At 51.2% G+C, this 19309-nt stretch carries 12 protein-coding genes and 1 riboswitch; of the genes, 9 read left to right on the top strand and 3 right to left on the bottom strand.

The window, feature by feature from the left end:
* Positions 1–423 precede the first annotated feature (423 nt).
* The 6 genes from AC27N8_RS05155 (at position 424) to AC27N8_RS05130 (ending at position 6816) form a co-directional block, all read left to right on the top strand.
* Positions 424–1461 (top strand): ABC transporter substrate-binding protein, encoded by a 1038-nt coding sequence (locus AC27N8_RS05155; RefSeq protein WP_487064631.1) that lies wholly within the window; start codon positions 424–426, stop codon positions 1459–1461.
* 93 nt (positions 1462–1554) lie between these two features.
* Positions 1555–3210, top strand: a complete 1656-nt coding sequence (locus tag AC27N8_RS05150) for a sugar ABC transporter ATP-binding protein (protein ID WP_487064629.1) — start codon at positions 1555–1557, stop codon at positions 3208–3210.
* Positions 3207–4241 (top strand): ABC transporter permease, encoded by a 1035-nt coding sequence (locus tag AC27N8_RS05145; RefSeq protein WP_487064627.1) that lies wholly within the window; start codon positions 3207–3209, stop codon positions 4239–4241. Before AC27N8_RS05150 ends, AC27N8_RS05145 begins: the two co-directional genes overlap by 4 nt.
* A gap of 28 nt (positions 4242–4269) precedes the next feature.
* Complete coding sequence (locus AC27N8_RS05140) at positions 4270–5280, top strand: ABC transporter permease (RefSeq protein ID WP_487064626.1); 1011 nt, start codon at positions 4270–4272, stop codon at positions 5278–5280.
* 413 nt (positions 5281–5693) lie between these two features.
* Positions 5694–6368, top strand: coding sequence for a RibD family protein (locus AC27N8_RS05135; RefSeq protein ID WP_487064624.1), 675 nt, complete (start codon positions 5694–5696; stop codon positions 6366–6368).
* Entirely contained in the window at positions 6349–6816 is a 468-nt protein-coding gene (locus tag AC27N8_RS05130) for a deaminase (RefSeq protein ID WP_487064622.1), read from the top strand. Before AC27N8_RS05135 ends, AC27N8_RS05130 begins: the two co-directional genes overlap by 20 nt.
* Here AC27N8_RS05130 and AC27N8_RS05125 read toward each other — a convergent pair.
* Positions 6791–9469 carry a tetratricopeptide repeat protein gene (locus tag AC27N8_RS05125; protein WP_487064620.1) on the bottom strand — a complete coding sequence of 893 codons (2679 nt, stop codon included), beginning with the start codon at positions 9467–9469 and terminating at the stop codon, positions 6791–6793. The genes AC27N8_RS05130 and AC27N8_RS05125 overlap by 26 nt on opposite strands.
* Before the next feature lie 296 nt (positions 9470–9765).
* On the opposite strand from AC27N8_RS05125, the gene AC27N8_RS05120 reads away from it, so the two are divergent.
* Genes AC27N8_RS05120 through AC27N8_RS05110 form a run of 3 tightly spaced genes read left to right on the top strand, consistent with a single transcriptional unit; the run spans position 9766 to position 13979 of the window.
* A complete protein-coding gene (locus AC27N8_RS05120) occupies positions 9766–10347 on the top strand; it encodes a hypothetical protein (RefSeq protein WP_487064618.1) in 582 nt (193 codons plus the stop codon).
* Positions 10344–13229, top strand: a complete 2886-nt coding sequence (locus AC27N8_RS05115; RefSeq protein WP_487064616.1) for a DUF642 domain-containing protein — start codon at positions 10344–10346, stop codon at positions 13227–13229. The genes AC27N8_RS05120 and AC27N8_RS05115 overlap by 4 nt, the downstream gene beginning before the upstream one ends.
* Before the next feature lie 39 nt (positions 13230–13268).
* Positions 13269–13979 (top strand): hypothetical protein, encoded by a 711-nt coding sequence (locus AC27N8_RS05110; protein ID WP_487064614.1) that lies wholly within the window; start codon positions 13269–13271, stop codon positions 13977–13979.
* An 11-nt stretch (positions 13980–13990) separates the two neighbouring features.
* On the opposite strand, the gene cobN is transcribed toward AC27N8_RS05110, so the two are convergent.
* On the bottom strand, positions 13991–18382 hold the full coding sequence (gene cobN / locus AC27N8_RS05105; RefSeq protein ID WP_487064613.1) for a cobaltochelatase subunit CobN: 4392 nt from the start codon (positions 18380–18382) through the stop codon (positions 13991–13993).
* Positions 18383–18467: 85 nt separating this feature from the next.
* A riboswitch (adenosylcobalamin (AdoCbl) riboswitch) is annotated at positions 18468–18616 on the bottom strand.
* A gap of 111 nt (positions 18617–18727) precedes the next feature.
* Positions 18728–19201, bottom strand: coding sequence for an SRPBCC family protein (locus AC27N8_RS05100; protein ID WP_487064611.1), 474 nt, complete (start codon positions 19199–19201; stop codon positions 18728–18730).
* Positions 19202–19309: the final 108 nt, after the last annotated feature.

Genomic DNA, 19309 nt, shown 5'->3' with positions numbered 1-19309 from the left:
CTTAATTATATACGTTAAAGCGTATCTTCGTGATCAAAATAGAGAGCTTTTAGACGACTTTATGCTTGTAAAACGCATTTACCAGAGAAACTTGTTACTTTCAGGCTAAAGGTACTTATGAATTCTTCTGGAATTGGCATCAAACCGGACCGGTACAGGTAATTAATTTAGATATGTACCGGTCTTGACAATCAAGTTTTTTGAGTTTACACTGTACTTATTCAATTAGGATAAAATCGAACTGAACTTGATTTATACGATGTATTGACTTATTGCTGGACTCTTTTGTTTATTCATCCGAATCAAGTTCCTAGGAGCGTTTTGCCATTTTTGCTGGAGTAGTAAAAGCGCTGCATTGTCGCAGCGTTTGGCCGTATCTACGCGTATATTTTCCGTACTGTGTCTGAAGGAGGACATTCTGCTATGAGGCGTAATAAATCTCTCTATTTTAGCTTTACATTCATGCTTGGCGTTTTGCTGGGTGGTGTTTTTCTGGCTGGCTGCGGTGGAAGTTCTAGCACAACGGGAGGCGGCGGTTCCACGAGTGTGACGAGCTGTGGCAATCCTCCCACGCTGACGAAAAGCACTGGACTCAAAATCGGCTTCTCACAAAATATCAGCAACAGCCCCTGGCGTCTGGCTGAAAACAAGAGTATGAGTGATGGAGCAAAGGCCGCTGGCGATACCTATGTGACGACCGATGCTGGTGGTCAGGATGCTAAACAAGTCTCTGATATTCAATCCCTCATCTCCCAGAAAGTGAATGTCCTTATCATAGCTCCTCTCACCGAATCGGGTGAAGTCTCTGCCATCATGGCGGCGAAAAAAGCCTGTATCCCCGTCTTCCTGGTTGACCGCGATGCCGATCATACGCTGGCCAAGCCTGGTCAGGATTATGTGACCTTTGTTGGTTCTGATTTTGTCAAACAGGCGCAGCTTGTGGCTGATGCCATGATCAAAGCGACCAACGGTAAAGCCAAGATCATCGAGCTGGAAGGTACCTCGGGTGCTACTCCTGCCATCCTGCGCAAACAGGGCTTCGACAACGAAATCAAGAGCCATCCTGGTATGCAGATTGTTGCCTCTCAGGATGCCAACTTCGATCGTGATACTGCTCGTCAGAAGATGCAGACGCTGCTTCAGGCCCATCCAGATGTCACCGCTGTCTACTGTGCCAACGACGAAGAGGCTCAGGGTGCGATTGCTGCCGTGAAGGCGGCCGGTAAGGTTCCCGGTAAAGACGTGCTTGTCGGCTCCATTGATGGTGAGACCGCTGGACTTCAGTCGATCATCGCCGGACAGCAACTGGTCTCGGTCACATCTAATCCCCGCCTTGGAGCACTCACCTATCAAGCGATTAAAGACTACGCTAGCGGCAAGAAAGTGGCTGGCTGGGTCGTGATGCAGGATCAGGTGTATACGAAGGATAATGCGCAGGCAAACCTGGTGAATGGTTTCTAAAAGACGCCCTTCGCGCTGCGAAGCCTGGTCTACAGTGATCAGAAGTGCTGAAAAGTGCTTCTGATCGCTTAGTTATGTAGAAAGGGGTTCTGGATGTCTCAAAAATCTCCCTTGCTCCAGATCGAGCATGTACAAAAAAGCTTTCCCGGCGTCCAGGCGCTGATCGACGCGAATCTCACCATTCAGTCGGACGAGGTTCATGCCCTGGTCGGACAAAATGGAGCGGGCAAATCCACGCTGATCAAGATTCTCACCGGTGCCTATCATCGTGATAGCGGAAATATTCTCTTTGCGGGCAACTCAATCGACTTTAAATCTCCACAGCAGGCGCAGCGGAACGGCATCAGCACGATCTATCAGGAAATCAATCTGATCCCATTTCGCTCGGTGGCCGAAAATATCTTCCTGGCGCGTGAGCCGCGCCGCTTTGGCTTTATCGACTGGCCCAGGATGCACGCTGAGAGTAGTAAGCTGCTTGAACGTATCTCCATCTCCATCGATGTGCGCAAGCCCTTGATGACGTATAATATCGCTATTCAGCAGATGGTGGCGATCGCTCGGGCCATCTCCTTCGAGAGTAAGCTGGTCGTGATGGATGAGCCTACCTCATCGCTGAATGAGCAAGAGGTTCAGGTACTCTTCTCAATTATTCGCCAGTTGAAAACCGATGGGGTCTCGGTCATGTTCGTCGGACATCGCCTCGACGAGCTGTTTGAGATCTGCGATCGCGTGACGATTATGCGCGATGGCCGCACGGTTGGCGAGAATGCGATGGATAAAATCACACGTGTGGAACTGGTGGCGACGATGCTTGGTAAGGAGCTGGGTGAAGTGCAGCGTGGTGGCGAGACGAACTTCGATGCAAGCAAGCATAGCACGGAGGAGAAAACGTTAGTTGAGGCGCACGATCTGCGTTATGGCCACAAGCTGCGCGGCGCCAGCCTGACATTACAGGCTGGCGAGATCGTTGGTCTGGCGGGCCTGCTTGGATCTGGCCGCAGCGAGCTGGCTCGCGCACTCTTTGGCGCTGAGAAGCTGGAAGGTGGTACGGTGGCCGTGGCCGATAAACCGACGCATTTTAGCTCGCCACGCGACGCCATCCGTGCGCAGATCGGTTTCTGCTCAGAAGATCGCAAGGCGGAAGGCATCATCCCCTATCTCTCCGTACGCGATAATCTCACGCTGGCGGCGCTTCCACTCTTCTCGCGCTACGGTGTTGTTTCGCATAAGAAACAGCGTCAGATCGTCGATCAATTTATCCGCCGGCTGGGCATCAAGACATCGGGACCGGAGCAGAAAATCCGCGAGCTCTCGGGTGGGAATCAGCAGAAAGTGCTGCTGGCGCGCTGGCTCTGCCTGAATCCCCAGGTCTTGATCCTGGACGAGCCTACGCGCGGCATCGATGTAGGCGCACGTGCTGAAATCCAGGTCATCATTGATGAACTCGCAGAAAATGGCGTTGGCGTCCTGATGATTTCGTCCGATCTGGAGGAATTGACCGAGGGAAGCGATCGTATCGTGGTGCTGCGCGATGGCATGACGGTCTCTGAATTGACGCACGAGCAGATCAGTCAGGACGCGATCATGGTGGCTATGGCTCAAGGCACTGATGATGAAGTGGCATCTCACATACTGGTCGCCGAGGAACCATCTCAAGGTGCTGACGAGGAGCCCCAGATTGATGCGCAAAAGAATGAAGACGTAGCACCATCTATCCAGGTAGATAGCTCTGACGAGGTGTCCAAATGAAAAAGCTGAACGATACTGTGGTAACTCCACCTCCTACGACCTCGATCCCCGCAGTGATCCGGCGCGATGTCTTTTCGCTGAAGCGCTTGCGCGAGTATGGGCAGACGTATGGAACCTTTGGAGCTTTAATCCTGCTCATCATCTTTAACATGCTGGTGACCCCGCATTTTCTCTCGACTCAGACGCTCAGCACAAACCTGTATCAGGTCGCCGAGACGGTGATTCTGGCGATGGGAATGACGCTGGTGATCGCCACCGGTGGCATTGATCTCTCGATTGGCTCCGTGATGTCGATTGCGGGCTCGATTACCGCACTGATCTTTGTCGGTCGCATCTTCTCCCTGAGTGGTCCCATCTCCTATGTGATTGCCATTGCAGTTGCTCTGCTGATCGCGGCATTTTGTGGTCTCTTCAATGGCATCCTGATCACCATCTTTCGCATCCAGCCCATTGTCGCTACCCTGATTTTATATATCGCCGGACGCGGTATCGCGGAAGTGCTCGTGAATGGCGTCGTTGACTTCTCAAATCCCACCTTTCAGTTCATCGGTGGCGGATCGGTGCTGGGTATCCCATTCCAGGTTCTGGTGATGTTGATTGTGGCGCTCTTTTTCGTCTGGTTGGTGCGTGGGACCATTTTTGGCCGTCAGGTAGTGGCGACGGGTGGCAATGAATCTGCCGCACGCCTAGCTGGCATCCCGGTGGCGCGGGTCAAGCTGGCTGTTTACATCATCATGGGTATCTTAGCGGGCATCGCGGGAGTATTCTACATCTCGAATAACTCATCGGCTGATCCTGGCGGCATCGGCCTCGGCATGGAGTTGAATGCTATCGCAGCGGTGGCGGTGGGAGGCTCATCGCTGTTGGGTGGACAGGCCAATATCATCGGAACATTTGTGGGAGCGGTCTTTATCCAGTTGCTCACTTTTTCTCTGACGGCGAACAACGTATCTGCTGACATCTCCAAGGTCGTAGAAGCGCTGCTTATCATCGTCGCCGTCTACTTGCAGACGCAACGCAAAGCCGCATAATTTTAGTCTCCTCTGAGAGGATTTACAGATGACACAAATTGCTACACCCAGGAATCGGTCAGCGTTGTCAACGAACAGAAGTTGGACGACAGCGATCACGCTGCTCCGGCGGCAAGGTGCGTTAATTGCGTTGATTCTAGTCGTCGTGATCAGCTCGATCAGCTTCGACGGCTTCCTGACGTCATATAATGTTCTGGATAATGTTCTGGTTGCGAATGTCCCTATCGGACTTATAGCGCTGGGCATGACGTTTGTGATTATTACAGGCGGCATCGATCTGTCTGTTGGCTCTACCATTGCGCTCTCATCGGTCGTTGTTGCCTTGAGCAGCTCACACGGTATGTGGTTTGCGCTCGGCGCAGCCATCCTGACCGGCCTGGCGGTTGGACTCTTTAATGGCATCGTGATTACACAGATGCACGTCCCACCCTTTGTGGCGACCCTTGCTACGCTGCTCGGCGTGCGAGGCCTGGCGCTCTATTTCTCAAACGAACATAACGTCACCGTTACCAGTAGTGATCTACTGAACTTTGGGAACGGAGATATCTTTGGCATTCCCAATCCTGTGATTGTATTGATCATCGCCTTCATCATAGGCATCCTGGTACTCAACTACTCGCGCTTTGCGCGTCATCTGCTGGCCATTGGAGGGAATGAGGAGGCCGCTCGTCTGCTGGGTATCCGCGTCAATGCCACGCTGCTCGGAGCGTATATGCTGAGCGGTGGGCTGGCCGGGCTGGCCGGCGTCTTTATCGCCATCCAGACGTATACCGGCTCGGGCAATCTGGCGAACGGCTATGAACTATCGGCCATCGCCGCCGTCGTTGTAGGTGGGACGCTTATCTCCGGTGGTGAAGGATCAGTTTTTGGCACCCTGGTAGGAGTCTTACTCCTTGGCTTTATCCTCAACGTCCTCAACTTCCTGAGCGGCGCGGGCGTCACGCTCAATCCCTTCTGGCAGGACGTGGTGCGTGGGGCCTTTCTGCTGATAGTTATCCTCCTGCAAAGCCTGGCGAACAAGAAACTGGAAAAAGCCTGAGACTTTTTTACCTGTAAGTATGCAAATGTAGCACAGGGGTTTTACGCCCCTGTGAGGTACTATTGCGCTCAAGTCCAATTATGAGCGTTTACATGATAAATGCCCTCAGAGCCAATAGTACCTCACAGGGGCGTAAAACCCCTGTGCTACATTTGCGTTAATTTTACATAAAAAATGTAAAAGGATTTGCTCCATGACTTGCATTTCTGTTCAGCTGCCCTGGAAAGGCGTAGGTAAGAGATAGTAAAAATCCCGGCTATTTTTGTGCTATGAGCATCAAATACTATGATAAAATAAAAACATATCTAGCATGCGCGAAGGATCTATCTACCTTTTTTATTGATTATTCGTATAGTCTTGGATACTATTAACAAAGATAGGGGCTAGCAAAATATGCTTATAAGGTACATGCTATGGATTTGATACAGGTATCTGTTGCGGTATCACTGGATGGATGCATTGATGACAGAACTTCTGAGAGGCTGATCTTGTCTGGCCCCGAAGACTTTGAAGATATGTATGCATTGAGAGCCACGTGTGATGCGATTTTAATTGGTGCCAGTACGGTGCGTAAAGACAATCCGTCCTTACTCTTAAAACGTCAAGATCTGATTGCGCAGAGGATGAGCCGTGGGTTATCACCAGAGCTGATCAAGGTGACGCTTACGAATACTGGCAATCTCGATCCAACGCTCAGATTTTTTACGTTGGGAGATACAAAAAAGATAGTTTTATGTCCCACCCCCATAGAGGAGGCGGTTCGTGAGCGTCTCGGACATGTGGCAGAAATTATCGCTGTTCAGAGCGTTACACCTGCTGCTATAATAGCAGCACTGCAAAGCCAGGGCATTCGAAAGATATTTATTGAAGGCGGCACGTCGGTCCTCACGGCATTTATCAGTACGGGGACTTTTCATCGTTTAAGGGTAGCCGTGGCCCCTTTCTTTGTGGGGGATGCGCAGGCTCCTCGTTTTGTGGGGGATGCCGCTTTCAGTCATGATAAGGATCATCGTTTGCAGTTAGTACAGTGTCGGCGTTTAGGCGACATGACAGTGATGGATTTTATAAATGAACCAGAACAATTTTGATGCGACAGATGTCGCGTATCTGAAGCAATCTGTAGAAATTTCACGCTCGGCTCCCCTGGTGATGACGGCCTTCTCGGTAGGTTGTGTGATTGTCGATCGTGATCGTTCTCTTGTGTCTACCGGCTATAGTCGTGAACTGGGTAATGACTGGCACGCGGAAGCCGTGGCCATCGAGAAAGCCCAACGTAAAGGCAGCGATCTGGCAGAATGCACATTATACTCATCGCTTGAGCCGTGTAGTATCCGTAAATCTGGCAAGCAACCCTGCTGCGCCCTGATTGTAGCGCACGGCATCAAGCGCATCGTATTTGGCATGCGCGAGCCAGTCCTATTTGTCGATGGGCAAGGGATTGAGACCCTTTCAGCGACCGGAGAGATAGAGGTTGTCGAGCTTGATCTGCTGAATGCCGACGTCATGGAAATCAACTCTCATCTGTTTCACGAGTAATGATCTCTAAGTTGGTCTGGCTTTCTAACGTGTCCGGGTGATCGTGCCCGAGGACTTTCTCTCTGATTGCCAGCGCCCGCTTGATTAATTCTCTTGCTTCTCTGTATCGGCCTTGCTGGTAGTAGGAGACTCCCAGATTATTCAGGCTTATGGCCGTATCTGGATGGCCCGTTCCGAGCATTTGCTCACGGATAGTTAATGCTCGGATATATAGTGCTTCCGCTTCAGGATCTTTCTTGCGTTTGTTGTAGAGATTGGCGAGATTGTTCAGGTTTGCGGCTGTAATTGGATGCTCTGGACCGAGGACCTGCTCGCAGATTGCCAGTGAGCGTATATAAAGTGTTTCTGCGGCTTCATATTGCTCCTGTTCTTCGTAGAGGCTCGCCAGATTATTTAATACTTTGGCCGTATCAGGATGCTCAGATCCGAGCTCTCGCTTCCGAATAGCCAGTGATCGCTGATAGAGCTCTTCCGCTTCCATATATTGCTTCTGATCGCTATACAGCGTCGCCAGATCATTTAATGTGTGGGCGAGTGCCAGATGTTCCTCTCCTATATGTTCAAAGATTGTTAGCGCCTGCTTATAGAAGATCTCAGCTTGCTTGTAGAGAGCAAAATGATGATAGTAACGGGCTAAATTATTCAATGAGATGGCGACTTGAGTGTCTTCAAGACCTAATCGCCGTTTTCGAATCGCTAACGCTCGTTCATAGAATCCCTTGGAGCGTTGATAATGACCCTGCAAGCGAGCAAGCTCTCCTAACGTATTGAGTGTCGATGCGACGTCGAGTGTGTTTTCTCCCTGAAGATGTTCCTGAAGTTTGAGCAACTGTTGCTGAAGTAGTTCAGCATCTTGATACGCTCCAGCCATCTGGAGATAGTGTCCCGCTGTACTGAGTAATTGTAGAGCTTCTGGTAGATCCATCTTCCATTGCTCAATCAAGGCAGCACCAACTTTTATCTGCGTGACATAGAGTTGATAACGCTGCGTTGTTGTGTTAGTTACTCTGCGTAATGCTCTGCAAATCGCCCGTACCGTACGCTCTGCCCATCGCCTTTGTGTTATCTCATCCATACTATCCTTCAGCACATCTTGCACCAGACGATGAATGCTAAGCGTAAGCTCTTGCCCGCTAATGGAACGACGGATCAGAGAATATTTAAAAAGCTCCACAATTGCATCATCCAGCAGAAAGATATCATCTTTTATGGCTGGTAGCAGGTCTCCCATGTCAGGAGCGCCATCCCGGAGCAATGTTTCGGGGATCTCATCGGGATAAAGAAAAGCACAGAAGCGTAGTAGGTCTGCTGCGAGTGGATTGGCGGCCTCGACCTTTTCAAATGAGAGAGACCAGGTGGTTGCTACTGGCTCAGGATGATCGGGTCCTAATCCTCCTGAAGCTTGCAGCAAAAGCATACGGCGTTGCTGATAGCGTTTGAGATAACCTCCCAGACCACAGCGTGTCTTTTCAATGTATGAAACAGCCTGTGCAAGCGCCAGGGGAAGATATCCCAGCAGTTCTGACAGATCAGCAGCCCTTTGTCGCTCAATCTCATGGATAGCAGAGATATTTTGTTCCGCATTAAGAACTCTTGCTCGTCGCAGCAGAAAATATACGCAATCAGCTGGCCCCAAACCCGTGAGCTCGTGCTCCAAAATAGATGTACCGGAAACAGGTGTACGCGTGGTGATCAGGATATGACCAGATAAGTCTGCCGGGAGGAAGCGCATGACGCTCTCAATATCTTCAACATTATCCAGGATTAAGAGCCAGCGCTCATGTCTCTGAAGCCATTGCCTGACCAGTGAGGTCGCAAGTTTCTGGTTGTTGTGCTCCTGATTGGCGGGCAAGCAATGGAGGAGATGAGCCAGGTTAGCAATATCAGACAGCAATAGATCCTGCTTCTCTGCCCTGATCCAGAAGACGAAGCGATAATCCTCACGAAAACGATAGGCATATTCTAGCGCAATCTGTGTTTTTCCCATGCCGCCCAGACCACGCAGAGCCTGTGGGTGGTGTGATTTTTGTGTCGCAGAAAAATTGTCGTGTAGTATGCTCAGCATTTTCTCGCGACCCGTAAAATAAGGATTCGCAGGAAATGGTAGCGAGAATACGGCCTCTGGCTCTGCTGATGCTGCGGATGATTGCAAAGATGTGAGCGTGTCTGCATGAGTAAAACTGGAATCTCTGCTTTTCTCAAACTCGGTGATAGCTCGCTTGATGCCCTTGACAACGTCATCCAGTGCACTATCCATCGACCTCCACAGCTTCACGGCTTTCCCGTTAGTTGGAAGAGGTGCAAGTCTGGCAAATGGAGCATCTTCATAATCTATGGGACGTACCAGCAGTGGGATGACGCAAGCTTGCCGGGCTTCATGCTTCGCTACTGCTTGCTTCATCTCGATACTGTAGCATAAAGGCGAGGCCATAAAATCAGCGCTGATGAGCAGAAGAATAATCTGTGCTGTATTGAGACGTTCAAGCCGCTCATTATTGGCATTCGCTCCTGGTGCGAGCTCGGCTGAAGACCAGCGGTGAATGCGTTTCTGCTGCTTGAGATTACTTAAATGCTTATCAAGCCTGCGATAAGTGGATATATCTTCGTGAGCAAACGAAATAAAGACCTCAAGCACCGGAAATGCCTCCTGCATGAATGGACATACGTTCTCTTTATCGCTTAGCACAGAGTTACGTGAAGAGTATACATTGAATGAGACCTTATTGTCATTGATATTTGGTTCTATATCTCTTGCATTCTGCAATTTTGTGAGTATCTTCGTCTCTTCTATAGATAATAGTTTAGATCTGCGTGTTTCTATATATTTATGGTAGTATATTTACGCATTCAGACTATCGTTAAAAGATCATTGCATCATCATACTATCATATCATCTCAGATTTTCATGATTATATGACTAGGCGTATATAATTAGGCGGATAGAGAAAAATGGCAAGAGAAAAGCGACATACAAAAGATACAGGATTTGATACTGCTTCTACCTCATCCGGACAAGGGAGCTCTTTCCGTCGAGCGGGCGATACTGAAAGCACACAAGAGTTCGAGTCGGTGGAGAGTCTTGCGCGTAAGATCGCGACAGAAGTAGTCCCAAAGGAACGTTTCCAATTTGGCAATTTCGAGGAAGAGTACAAGGAAAACCCTAAGAGTGTGCATCAGATGCGGACCGGCAATAGCAGATTGATGGGCCTTGGACCGAAAAAAGAGCCTGAACTGCTGACCCCGATTATCTTTCTGATCGCAGAAAAAGCGCAAAGGCAACTGGCTATTGATGCCCGTGAGCGGAATTCAAACTCGCTCTGGCACCGCTTGAAAAGGAGTATACGCGGACAAGTTCCTGTATCTGACACCGATGTGTCACCATCCAGGTTGTCAAAAATACATCAGGACGCCTATACAACTGCCAGAGCTCATCTGGTCAATGATGAAAAGGCGCATCAGATCGCTGATGTACTTGAAAAAATATTGGGCACTGGCAAAACGGAAGAGACGGAAGAGGAACAAGAGCTATGAATCTACCATCAGAGCTGTTAACACCTTCTCCTCGACCCAAACTAAGGGCATTTACAACGGATGTTGATCATCGTTTTACCTTGCTTATCTTTGCGATCAGCGGTTCTAGCCTGTACATTTTTCGTGCCATCATTGTCAGTTGGCCTTTTAATGCTGGCTATTTAAATTGTGTGAATAGTTTCATCTCAGGTTTTACGGCAAACATCAATGACACGCAGAAACTGGCAGCTCAATGCAGCGCACCATATCTTCAGATGTTCCAAATCCTACTGCTTGGAGAAATAGTGCTGTTTGGAGTGACCTTTCTCATCTACTGGTTTTGGCCCTGGTGGAGATGCCGTAGTGAACACCTCAAGCCCTTACCAGACGACACAGATCCCGAAATCATTAGTATATTAGCCGACCTGCGTAGACAGCTTTTGCCCGGTTTACCTGAGAGCCACTTGCTCTATGTCTGGAATGTCATGATACAGGACAACCCGTTCATCTTTGGTCGGTTGAGAAGATACTCCCTTTTTATCCCTGAAAAGTATGTGCACATGCTTCAATATAACGCCACCGATACGCCTCTGATAAAAGAGAGGAGGCTAAAAAAATTTCGAGTTGCCATACGACATGAATTGTCGCATCTCTATAACAGAGATATCAATAAAACCTACTTTACTCGCTTCGTATGGTATGTTTTCTGCTGTGTTGCTCTGCTTCCCTATGTCTTTTTCTTGATCATTATCTGCTGGCAGTCACCTGGGGGAGGCTCCGATTTTGCTGTGAACGGTATCTGGCGCGTTGCCGTCATGGCACTACTGGTTTATCTCATTCGCGCCTCGGTGTTGCGTTCGCGTGAATTATCGGCCGATGCTCAGGCGGCAGAATGGGGAGAGGCGCCTGAAGGAGAAGACGCTGAACTCCTACAGGAGCTGATAGCTGAGACCGGGCCACGGAAAGGCATCCTTGCTAGCTATCCTACCCATGAAGAAAGAAGGCTCAATGTTGAAGACCCGGGGCAGATCTTCGCGCTGAAATGGTGGGATGCATTTGCCATAGGTATTGTCTTTGGGATCGCCTTTCCTATTATTTACGATATATTTGCCAGGATTAATGAGCTGCTTTCAAGCTGGCGGATCGATGCCGTTGATCAGGCTACATATCCCGATCCTGGCACTATCATTGTTTGTGTCCTTCTTGCGTTCCTGGTTGGGCAGATGCTCTGGAGAGCTGTCCTCATCGCGGGTATACGCCATCAGAAAGAACCTGCGGCGGGCAGATTTGGTCTCTTCCTGGCGACAGGCATCATCGTAGGATTTGTTATTTCGCTCTACTTTACGCCTGTGGCCGCATCGTTTCTTATCAGCGATTGGCGTCTGATCGTTTTTTATTTTGCGCCCTGTGCGCTGCTTTTGCTTATCGGTTTATGCTATTTTTGTAAATGGCTGGCTCTATCTGCCGCTCTATGGTTTGAAGTCGTCAATGAAAAGTGGGTAAAATGCGTTATGACGTTGTATCTGGTCGGGGCTGGCCTGTTCCTGGCTGTTTGTCTCACGCTTTTCTCGCAGATACTGCTCCAGACGGAAGGGTTTCTGCAATTGTATGGGTTTACCCTGGCTGATCTATCGAATCCCGTGCTCCAGGCTCCTACTGCGACTAGCTTTTATTGGTTCTGGCGTCAAACCATTCAAAATTTTGCCATTCTCTATCTACAGAGGTATTACATTTTCCTCGCCTTTGCCAGCCTGTGGACCTTACCTCTCCTCTCCTGCTTCTGGTATAAAAAAGGCTTGAAGAAAAGAAGATTTCAATGGGCAAGCTTTGATCACGTGGATGAAACAGAGATATCTCGTCCATTCCATCTACGCTTTGCGGCGCTGATTGCGCTTATTGGGAGCGTGCTCTTTTGTGGATTCTTGCTCCTCATCCATCTGAGACCCTTTGAAGCGTCGACCGCTGTTGGTGAAGGTGGTGATGCCATCCTGGTTGGTCCATTACTGTTCACCGTCGGAACCAATCCATTTCTGCTCGCGGCACTGGTACAAGTTGTGATTGCCACCATTATCATCCTGCCCCCGCGCCCGGCAAGAATGGTGGATGGACTCTTTGGGGCGTTTATCGCAGGATGCGTAATGATCGTCGGTAGCATGGTGATCAGTGATTATAAGTTCAGGACCGCGCTCGTATTTGACATGAATTGGGGGATCGTCTGCATATTAGCTGTGGCCTTTTTGATAGAACTGGTGCGTGCCCTCTTCCAGATCAAAACTTCATCCTGGCAGATATTCAGGCTCACCGTTCCGCTTCAATGGACTCGCCGTCTCCTGATCACAGCCTTATGTGTGCTTCTCGTCGGGATACTTATCCTGCTGCCGACGCTCACGCAGTTGGTCGTAGGCGATCGCAGCCAGAGTGCCACAAATCTTGTCGATGATGGTGATTTTGAGACGCCTGTGATCGTGCTGGATGCGATTGATCAATTCAATAGTGGGCGATCCATCGGCAATTGGACCGTGGCTACGGGCAGCGTTTCTCTGGTTGGAACCTTCTGGGTGCCTGCCCACGATGCTCAATCGCTGCTCCTCAGCGGTCCTGATCCAGGAGCGATTGATCAGAGCCTATCCACCCGGGCCGGAATTGACTATACACTTTCCTTTGCCATCTCGGGCAACCCATTCTGCCAGCCGGCCGTGGTTACAAAGATGCAGGTATGGTGGAATGCAAATCCAATTGCCAGCCTATCATTTGATACTGCCGGTCATGATATGTACTCCATGGCCTGGCAATATCATAGTTATCGCGTTCGCGCCACAGGCACGACTACCCATTTAAGTTTTCTGAGCCTGACATCATCCACCTGCGGCCCCGCGCTGGATGATGTTTCGGTTGTGAAGTAGTCCATAAGATCAGGCAGTGCGAGAAAGTGAGAAAAAAACATGCGTCTTACCGGCAATCAAGGCAACACTTTTCTTATGCTTATGGCTGTCATTCTCTTGTGCATCCTTAGTGGATGTGAAAGTGTTTCATCATCTACAGGAAGTTCTACCAGTACCAATTCTGTGATGGTCACAGCTGCCGCCGTATCAAATCCTTATCCGCCGTATCTGGGAACAACGCTATTAAATGATCCCCTGAAGGACAATAGTAAAGGGGCGCAGTGGGACGTCACGACCTTAAGTACCGGGAGTTGTGGCTTCGCGGCAGGAGCTTACGATGTCAAGGCGACAGCTACAGGAGGTATTATCTGCAATCCTGAGGCAAAGAATCTCTTCCTCAGCGACTTTACCTATTCCATCAGTGTGAAAAATGTCCAGGGGAGCATAGAAGGAATTGCGTTCAGATTTAATCAAACGAATGCAGCAGGCTATACATTCTTTATCGATACGCAGAAGTCTGCATATGTCTTTAACACGATACAAGGCAATAATGCCTCACAAATACTGGGTGGATCGAGTACTGCCATCAAGACTGGTCTCAATCAAACGAACATCATTGCGGTGACAGCCAAAGGCAGTACAATCAATCTCTACATCAATCATAAGCCGGTGGCAGCCACAAATAATAGCGCCTATAGTCAGGGACAGCTTGGCATCTTCGTGGCCGCTACTGAGGTCGAAGCCAGTAATGCTATGGTCTGGAAACTCTAGCCAATCAGACCTCACTCGTTGCGCTGCTCGATATCGGCTTCGGCCTGCAGGAGTACATCGCGCAGGGCTGCGAGGGTATTGGCATCAGCTTCTTTCCAGAGGCCGCGTTGATTAGCTTCAAAGAGGCGCGTCGTAATATCGCGTAAGGCCCAGGGATTGCTGGCGCGTAAAAAATCCTGCGTTTCTGACTCCAGGACATACGTCTGCGCGACCCGTTCGTACATCCAATCGGTGACGATATCGGATGTGGCGTCGTAGCCAAAGAGATAATCCATCGTCGCGGACAACTCCAGGCCACCTTTATAGCCATGTTCGCGCATCGAGGCCAGCCATTTGGGATTGACGACGCGTGAGCGGAAGGCGCGCAAGGCTTCTTCCTGGAGGTCGCGGACACGGATATGCTGTGGATCAGCCGTATCCCCGATGTAGCGCGTCGGATGCTTGCCTGTCAGTGCCTGGATCGTCGCAATCATGCCGCCATGAAATTGCAGATAGTCATCCGAGTCAAAGATGTCGTGCTCGCGATTATCCTGATTTTTAGTCGCCACGGTGACACGTGCCAGCGTGGTGCGGAATGCCGGACGAGCATCCTGACCAAAGGACTGACGCGTATATGCATAGCCGCCCCAATTGACATAGGCCTCGGCAAAATCGGTGGCATCGTGCCAGTTGCGCTCGTCGATCAGAGGTAAGATCCCGGCTCCATAGGCGCCGGGTTTGGAGCCGAAGATGCGATAGTGAGCCGTTTCCTGACTGAGCTGTTCATCATGACCGGCGGCGCGGGAGTGCTCGATGTCGGCCTGAATATGCTGCTTAACATAATTTTGCTCCAGAGGCTCATCCAGGTCGGCGACGAGATGGACGGCTTCATCGAGCAGATTGATGATGTGTGGGAAGGCATCGCGAAAGAAGCCGGAGATGCGTGAGACGACGTCGATGCGTGGTCGACCCAACTCGTGCAGTGGGATCACTTCGATGCCGGCGATGCGTCGATTTTCGGCGTGCCACAGTGGACGTACTCCCATCAGAGCGAATATCTGTGCGATATCATCGCCCTGAGTGCGTAGCGCGCTGGTGCCCCAGACGCTGATCCCGACGCTGGCTGGATAGTGTCCTGTCTCTTTAAGCTGACGAGCGATTAACGCGTCGGCCAGCTGGACACCCACCTCCCAGGCGGCCTGACTGGGAATGGCGCGTGGATCTAAGCCATAAAAATTGCGTCCTGTGGGCAGGATATGGACCATGCCTCGCGTTGGCGAGCCGCTGGGACCGGCCGGGATATATTCACCTCTGAGGGCTTTGAGTATGTGCGTGATCTCGTGATCGACTTGCTGTAAGCGTGGAATGACTTGCTCGCAGATAAAAGAGAGTACCTGCGCGATGGCGGCGGTATCGCCGGGACAGTTCAGGGTGGTGATGCATGCTGCCACGCATTGCTGTTCGTATTGCTGTGCCTGGATCTCGGATAATAGATGGCGGCAGCAGTTTTCCAGCGCGGCCAGCGCGTCTGCGGCGCTGATAAACGTCCCGCCGAAGTTCTCCTTCTGATCGTGGAAAGGGAGCAGCCAGGATAAAAGTGTCTGCTCGCCCTGAGTCAGATGTCGTCCAGGAGTGTCCAGCAGGCTTGAGAGACGTATCCCGCTGGCTTGCGCCAGAGCGTCGCGGATGCCTGGTATCTCGATATTGGGCAGGCGGCAGAGGCTGAATAGCAGATCTGTAAGTTTCTCGTCGTTCGGCAGGTTGCCCAGGATATGCAAGCCATTGCGAATCTGAGCGCCAGTCAATTCGCAGAGGTAGCCATCGATATCTTCCAGTAGATGCGCGAAATCTTTGCCGCGCATCTCGCTCAGGGTTGCCGGAGTGCCATCCTCGTTGACCTGCTCATCCCATTCGTGGATATGGTCGCCATGATCTATCTGCATCATCGTCTTCAGATCCTCATCCAGATGAGCCGAAAGAATCTTCTCCCATATCTGCCGTTGGAGCGCAGGCAGCTTGCTGGGATCAAGTCCCTCAAGCTGATAATATTCATCGACCATCATTGCCAGCTCCGCCAGTGCGCCGTAGGCGCCGGCGCTGGTCATCGGCGGGATCAGATGATCAATAATCACGGCGTGTGCGCGACGTTTGGCCTGTGCTCCTTCTCCTGGATTGTTGATGATGAAGGGATAGATTACCGGGATGTTGTCGAGGAGCAGATCTGGATAGCAGCTCTGGGAGAGTCCAACGCTTTTGCCGGGAAGCCACTCGATTGTGCCATGCTTGCCCAGATGTACGATCGCATCGGTATGCCATCCACTCTCGGCGCGTAGCCAGTGATAGAAGGCGTAGTAATGATGCGTTGGCGGGAGATCTGGAGTGTGATAGATGGCATTCGGGTCCATGCCATAGCCACGCGGCGGCTGGAGCGCGACGAAGACGTTGCCGAAGGTCAGGCCAGCGAAGGCGATCGCATCGTTGTGGACATACGCCTCGCCGGGTGCCTTCCCCCAACGCTCCTGGATCTCAGCTTGATCTTTCTGTGGAATCGACCCGAAAGCTTGTCCGTAAGCCTCAGCCGAGATGCTCCCCTCCGCCTGCGCCAATTGTTCTTCTGTCAGGAGCTCAGTATCGTAGGAGCAGCGATCAATCAGGGCGTGGATCAGGTCATCGCCGTGCTCTGGAATATCCTCAACCAAGTAACCATCCAGGCGGAGCGCGTGCAGCAGGTGGATCAGGGAGGCGGGTGCGTCCAGGCCGACCGCGTTCCCAATGCGGGCCGCTTTGGCTGGTGAGTTGGTGAGGACGATGGCGATCCGTTTCTCCGCATTGGATTTTCGGCGCAGATTTGCCAGGCGCAGAGCCTGTCCGATCACGCGCTGGACGCGTTCGGTATCGGCGCGATAGCGCGTCACCCGTGATAGAGGGAGTGCCGCTTTTTGTCCACGCTGTTTGGCGATAGGAAGCTCCTCTTCAATGGCCTCTTTAAAGGAGACCGGAACCGTTATAATGCGACCATCAAATTCGGGCAAGGCCACATTCATCGCGGTATCCAGAGGAGTCATGCCACGCGACGAGATCTCCCACTGTCCACGGCTATTGCTGGCGGCGATGGCCTGGAGCACTGGCACGTTGAGCGTGGAGAAGCTTGATGCGTCCCAATTGGTATGATCGTCTCCGGTGGTCTGCCCCAGAGAGAAACTCATCGTCGTGATAACGGCATCTACCTGCGTTGTATGATCCTGATCGACAAAATAGGTCAGGGCCAGCGGAAATGACGTATCGGCATGAGCCGTCTCTTTGAGCGAGTTGGTAAAGACCGGGAGGGCATTCGCGCCAGCGGCCTCGATCTCCTGGACCATCGTGTCGACGAACTCGGTGTTGCCAGAGAGATAGTGCGCCCGATAAAAGAGGATACCAATCGTGGGACGTTGTGGCTGACGCCTGGCGTGGAGCTTCTCCGGCGTCACATCCTGCCAGCCCGGATAATAGACGCCATGGCCGGGCTGCGGCAACGGTGGGTGAAAGCCAAAGCCGGTAGTGAGTAGATGGTCGCAGAGAAAGTTCAGGCAGTTCTCATAGTTGACGGCTCCGCCAGATTGGAGATAGGCCAGCACTTCGTGAGCGACAGGTACGCCAACCGTCGAAGTCGCCATCAGCTCGGGATCAAGTGTCTCGGTGCCAGGCAGGCAGACAAGCCATTTCTCCTCTTTTTGCGCCCAATCCATCAAGCGCTCCATGCCATAGGCGAAGCTGGAGCGACCTCCCAGCAGGCGCACGATCACGATCTCCACCTGTGGCAGCATAAAATGCAGGAAGGTATCAACGTCCTCCTGCGTTTGTAGCGCTGCCGGATTGGCGATCCGTATCTCTGGATACTCCTCGGGGAGTTGAGCTGTGACTGTGCGCAGGGTGAGCAGATCAGTATCGGCGTGCGAGAGAAAGAGGATCGCTGGTCGAGCGTCCTGTGTGGATGCGGTAGCTGCGGTTGGTAGGCGCTGCTGTGTCTGTTCCGAGCTTTGTTGATGACCATCCCAGGTAAAGGCCGTGAATGTGTAGGCGACCAGCTCTGGTGGAGGGGGGAGATATGAATTGAGTTCCAGCATCTGGTCGATATAATCGTAGATTGCTACTACTTGCGCCTCGCTATTGATCGAGTGAAACCAGATGTGATGTGCGTCGAAGATCAACAGTGCGACGTTAGCGAGCGGACAGGGACCGAGGCAGCCGCTATTGGTCATGTGGACTTTGTTACGAAGCTTGCGCCTCTCCCACTCGTTATGATAGAGATCCCGGGGCACCGGAGCGTATTTCCGACTGGTATCTCCGCAGCAGCAGCCGGTGACGCAGACGAAGAGATGACCCTGCTTACGTACAACGTTAACAAGTTTGCCATCGGGGCGATGCACAATATTGCGCGGCAAGACGTACCTCCTGAGATAAAGAAAGATCGACAAGTCTTCAATCCGCGTTTATACCAGGTGTACGATCTGTATCGATGGGTGTAGGCTGGTCTGGTATCCTTTTACGCGAAGGTTCCTGGCCCAACAAGGATCATGAGCGACCTGACTTTACACTCTCTGGAGCATATTTACAGTTGCGCGACAGTGCCGGATTTCCACCGGGCTTCCCTCATGTATCCCTGACAGTATATATTATGTTTAATCCTATGGAATTACGCGCAAAAAGTCAAGTCCGGTTTTGCCTTGATAATGTATCCTTGTGGCAAAGTCGGATGGTTTTGTACGAACGTATCAAAAAGTGACCTACTATTGTCTGCTGGCTCTCTGCCGCGCAACAGCTTCCAGGAGCTTGAGTTCCTTGCGCAGCACACCTGGCATGCCCATTGGAACGAGAATACGTTCGACAAAGCCTTTGAGGCCGGGGCTGGCATCCATCATCACAGCAATCTCGACGCGCGACTTCTGTCCATCTTCCAGAGGAGTCACAGTAAAAAGATTGCTCTCTTTCTGCGCGGCGTCAATCTCATCTTCCCGCAACACCCTGCCTGGCTCTGGCTCACTTACGAGATGATGAAAGGATTGTTCTACGCCAAAAAGGCGCGATTTGAAACGGATAATCGTCCCCGCACCATAACCGCCCTGCTCAACCTGCAAATCATAGATATTTCCTGGCGGGATAATGTTGGGATGTCCTTGATGATAGTCCGCGATCGTCGCGTAAACATCTTCTGGTTGTGCGTGAAGTACTGCTTCCGTTTTAACTGTGATCTGTCCCATCATTTTTCCTCTTTGCTCTGCCTCGCGAAAAAGGTTCTCACTACATCCGAGGAGAAGTGTTCTCATATTATATAACTTCAAGTCATATATCTATTAAGAGTATAGCACCGA

This window comes from Dictyobacter sp. Z7_2, from assembly GCF_057551105.1.
This window is presented reverse-complemented; position numbering and strand designations above follow the sequence as displayed.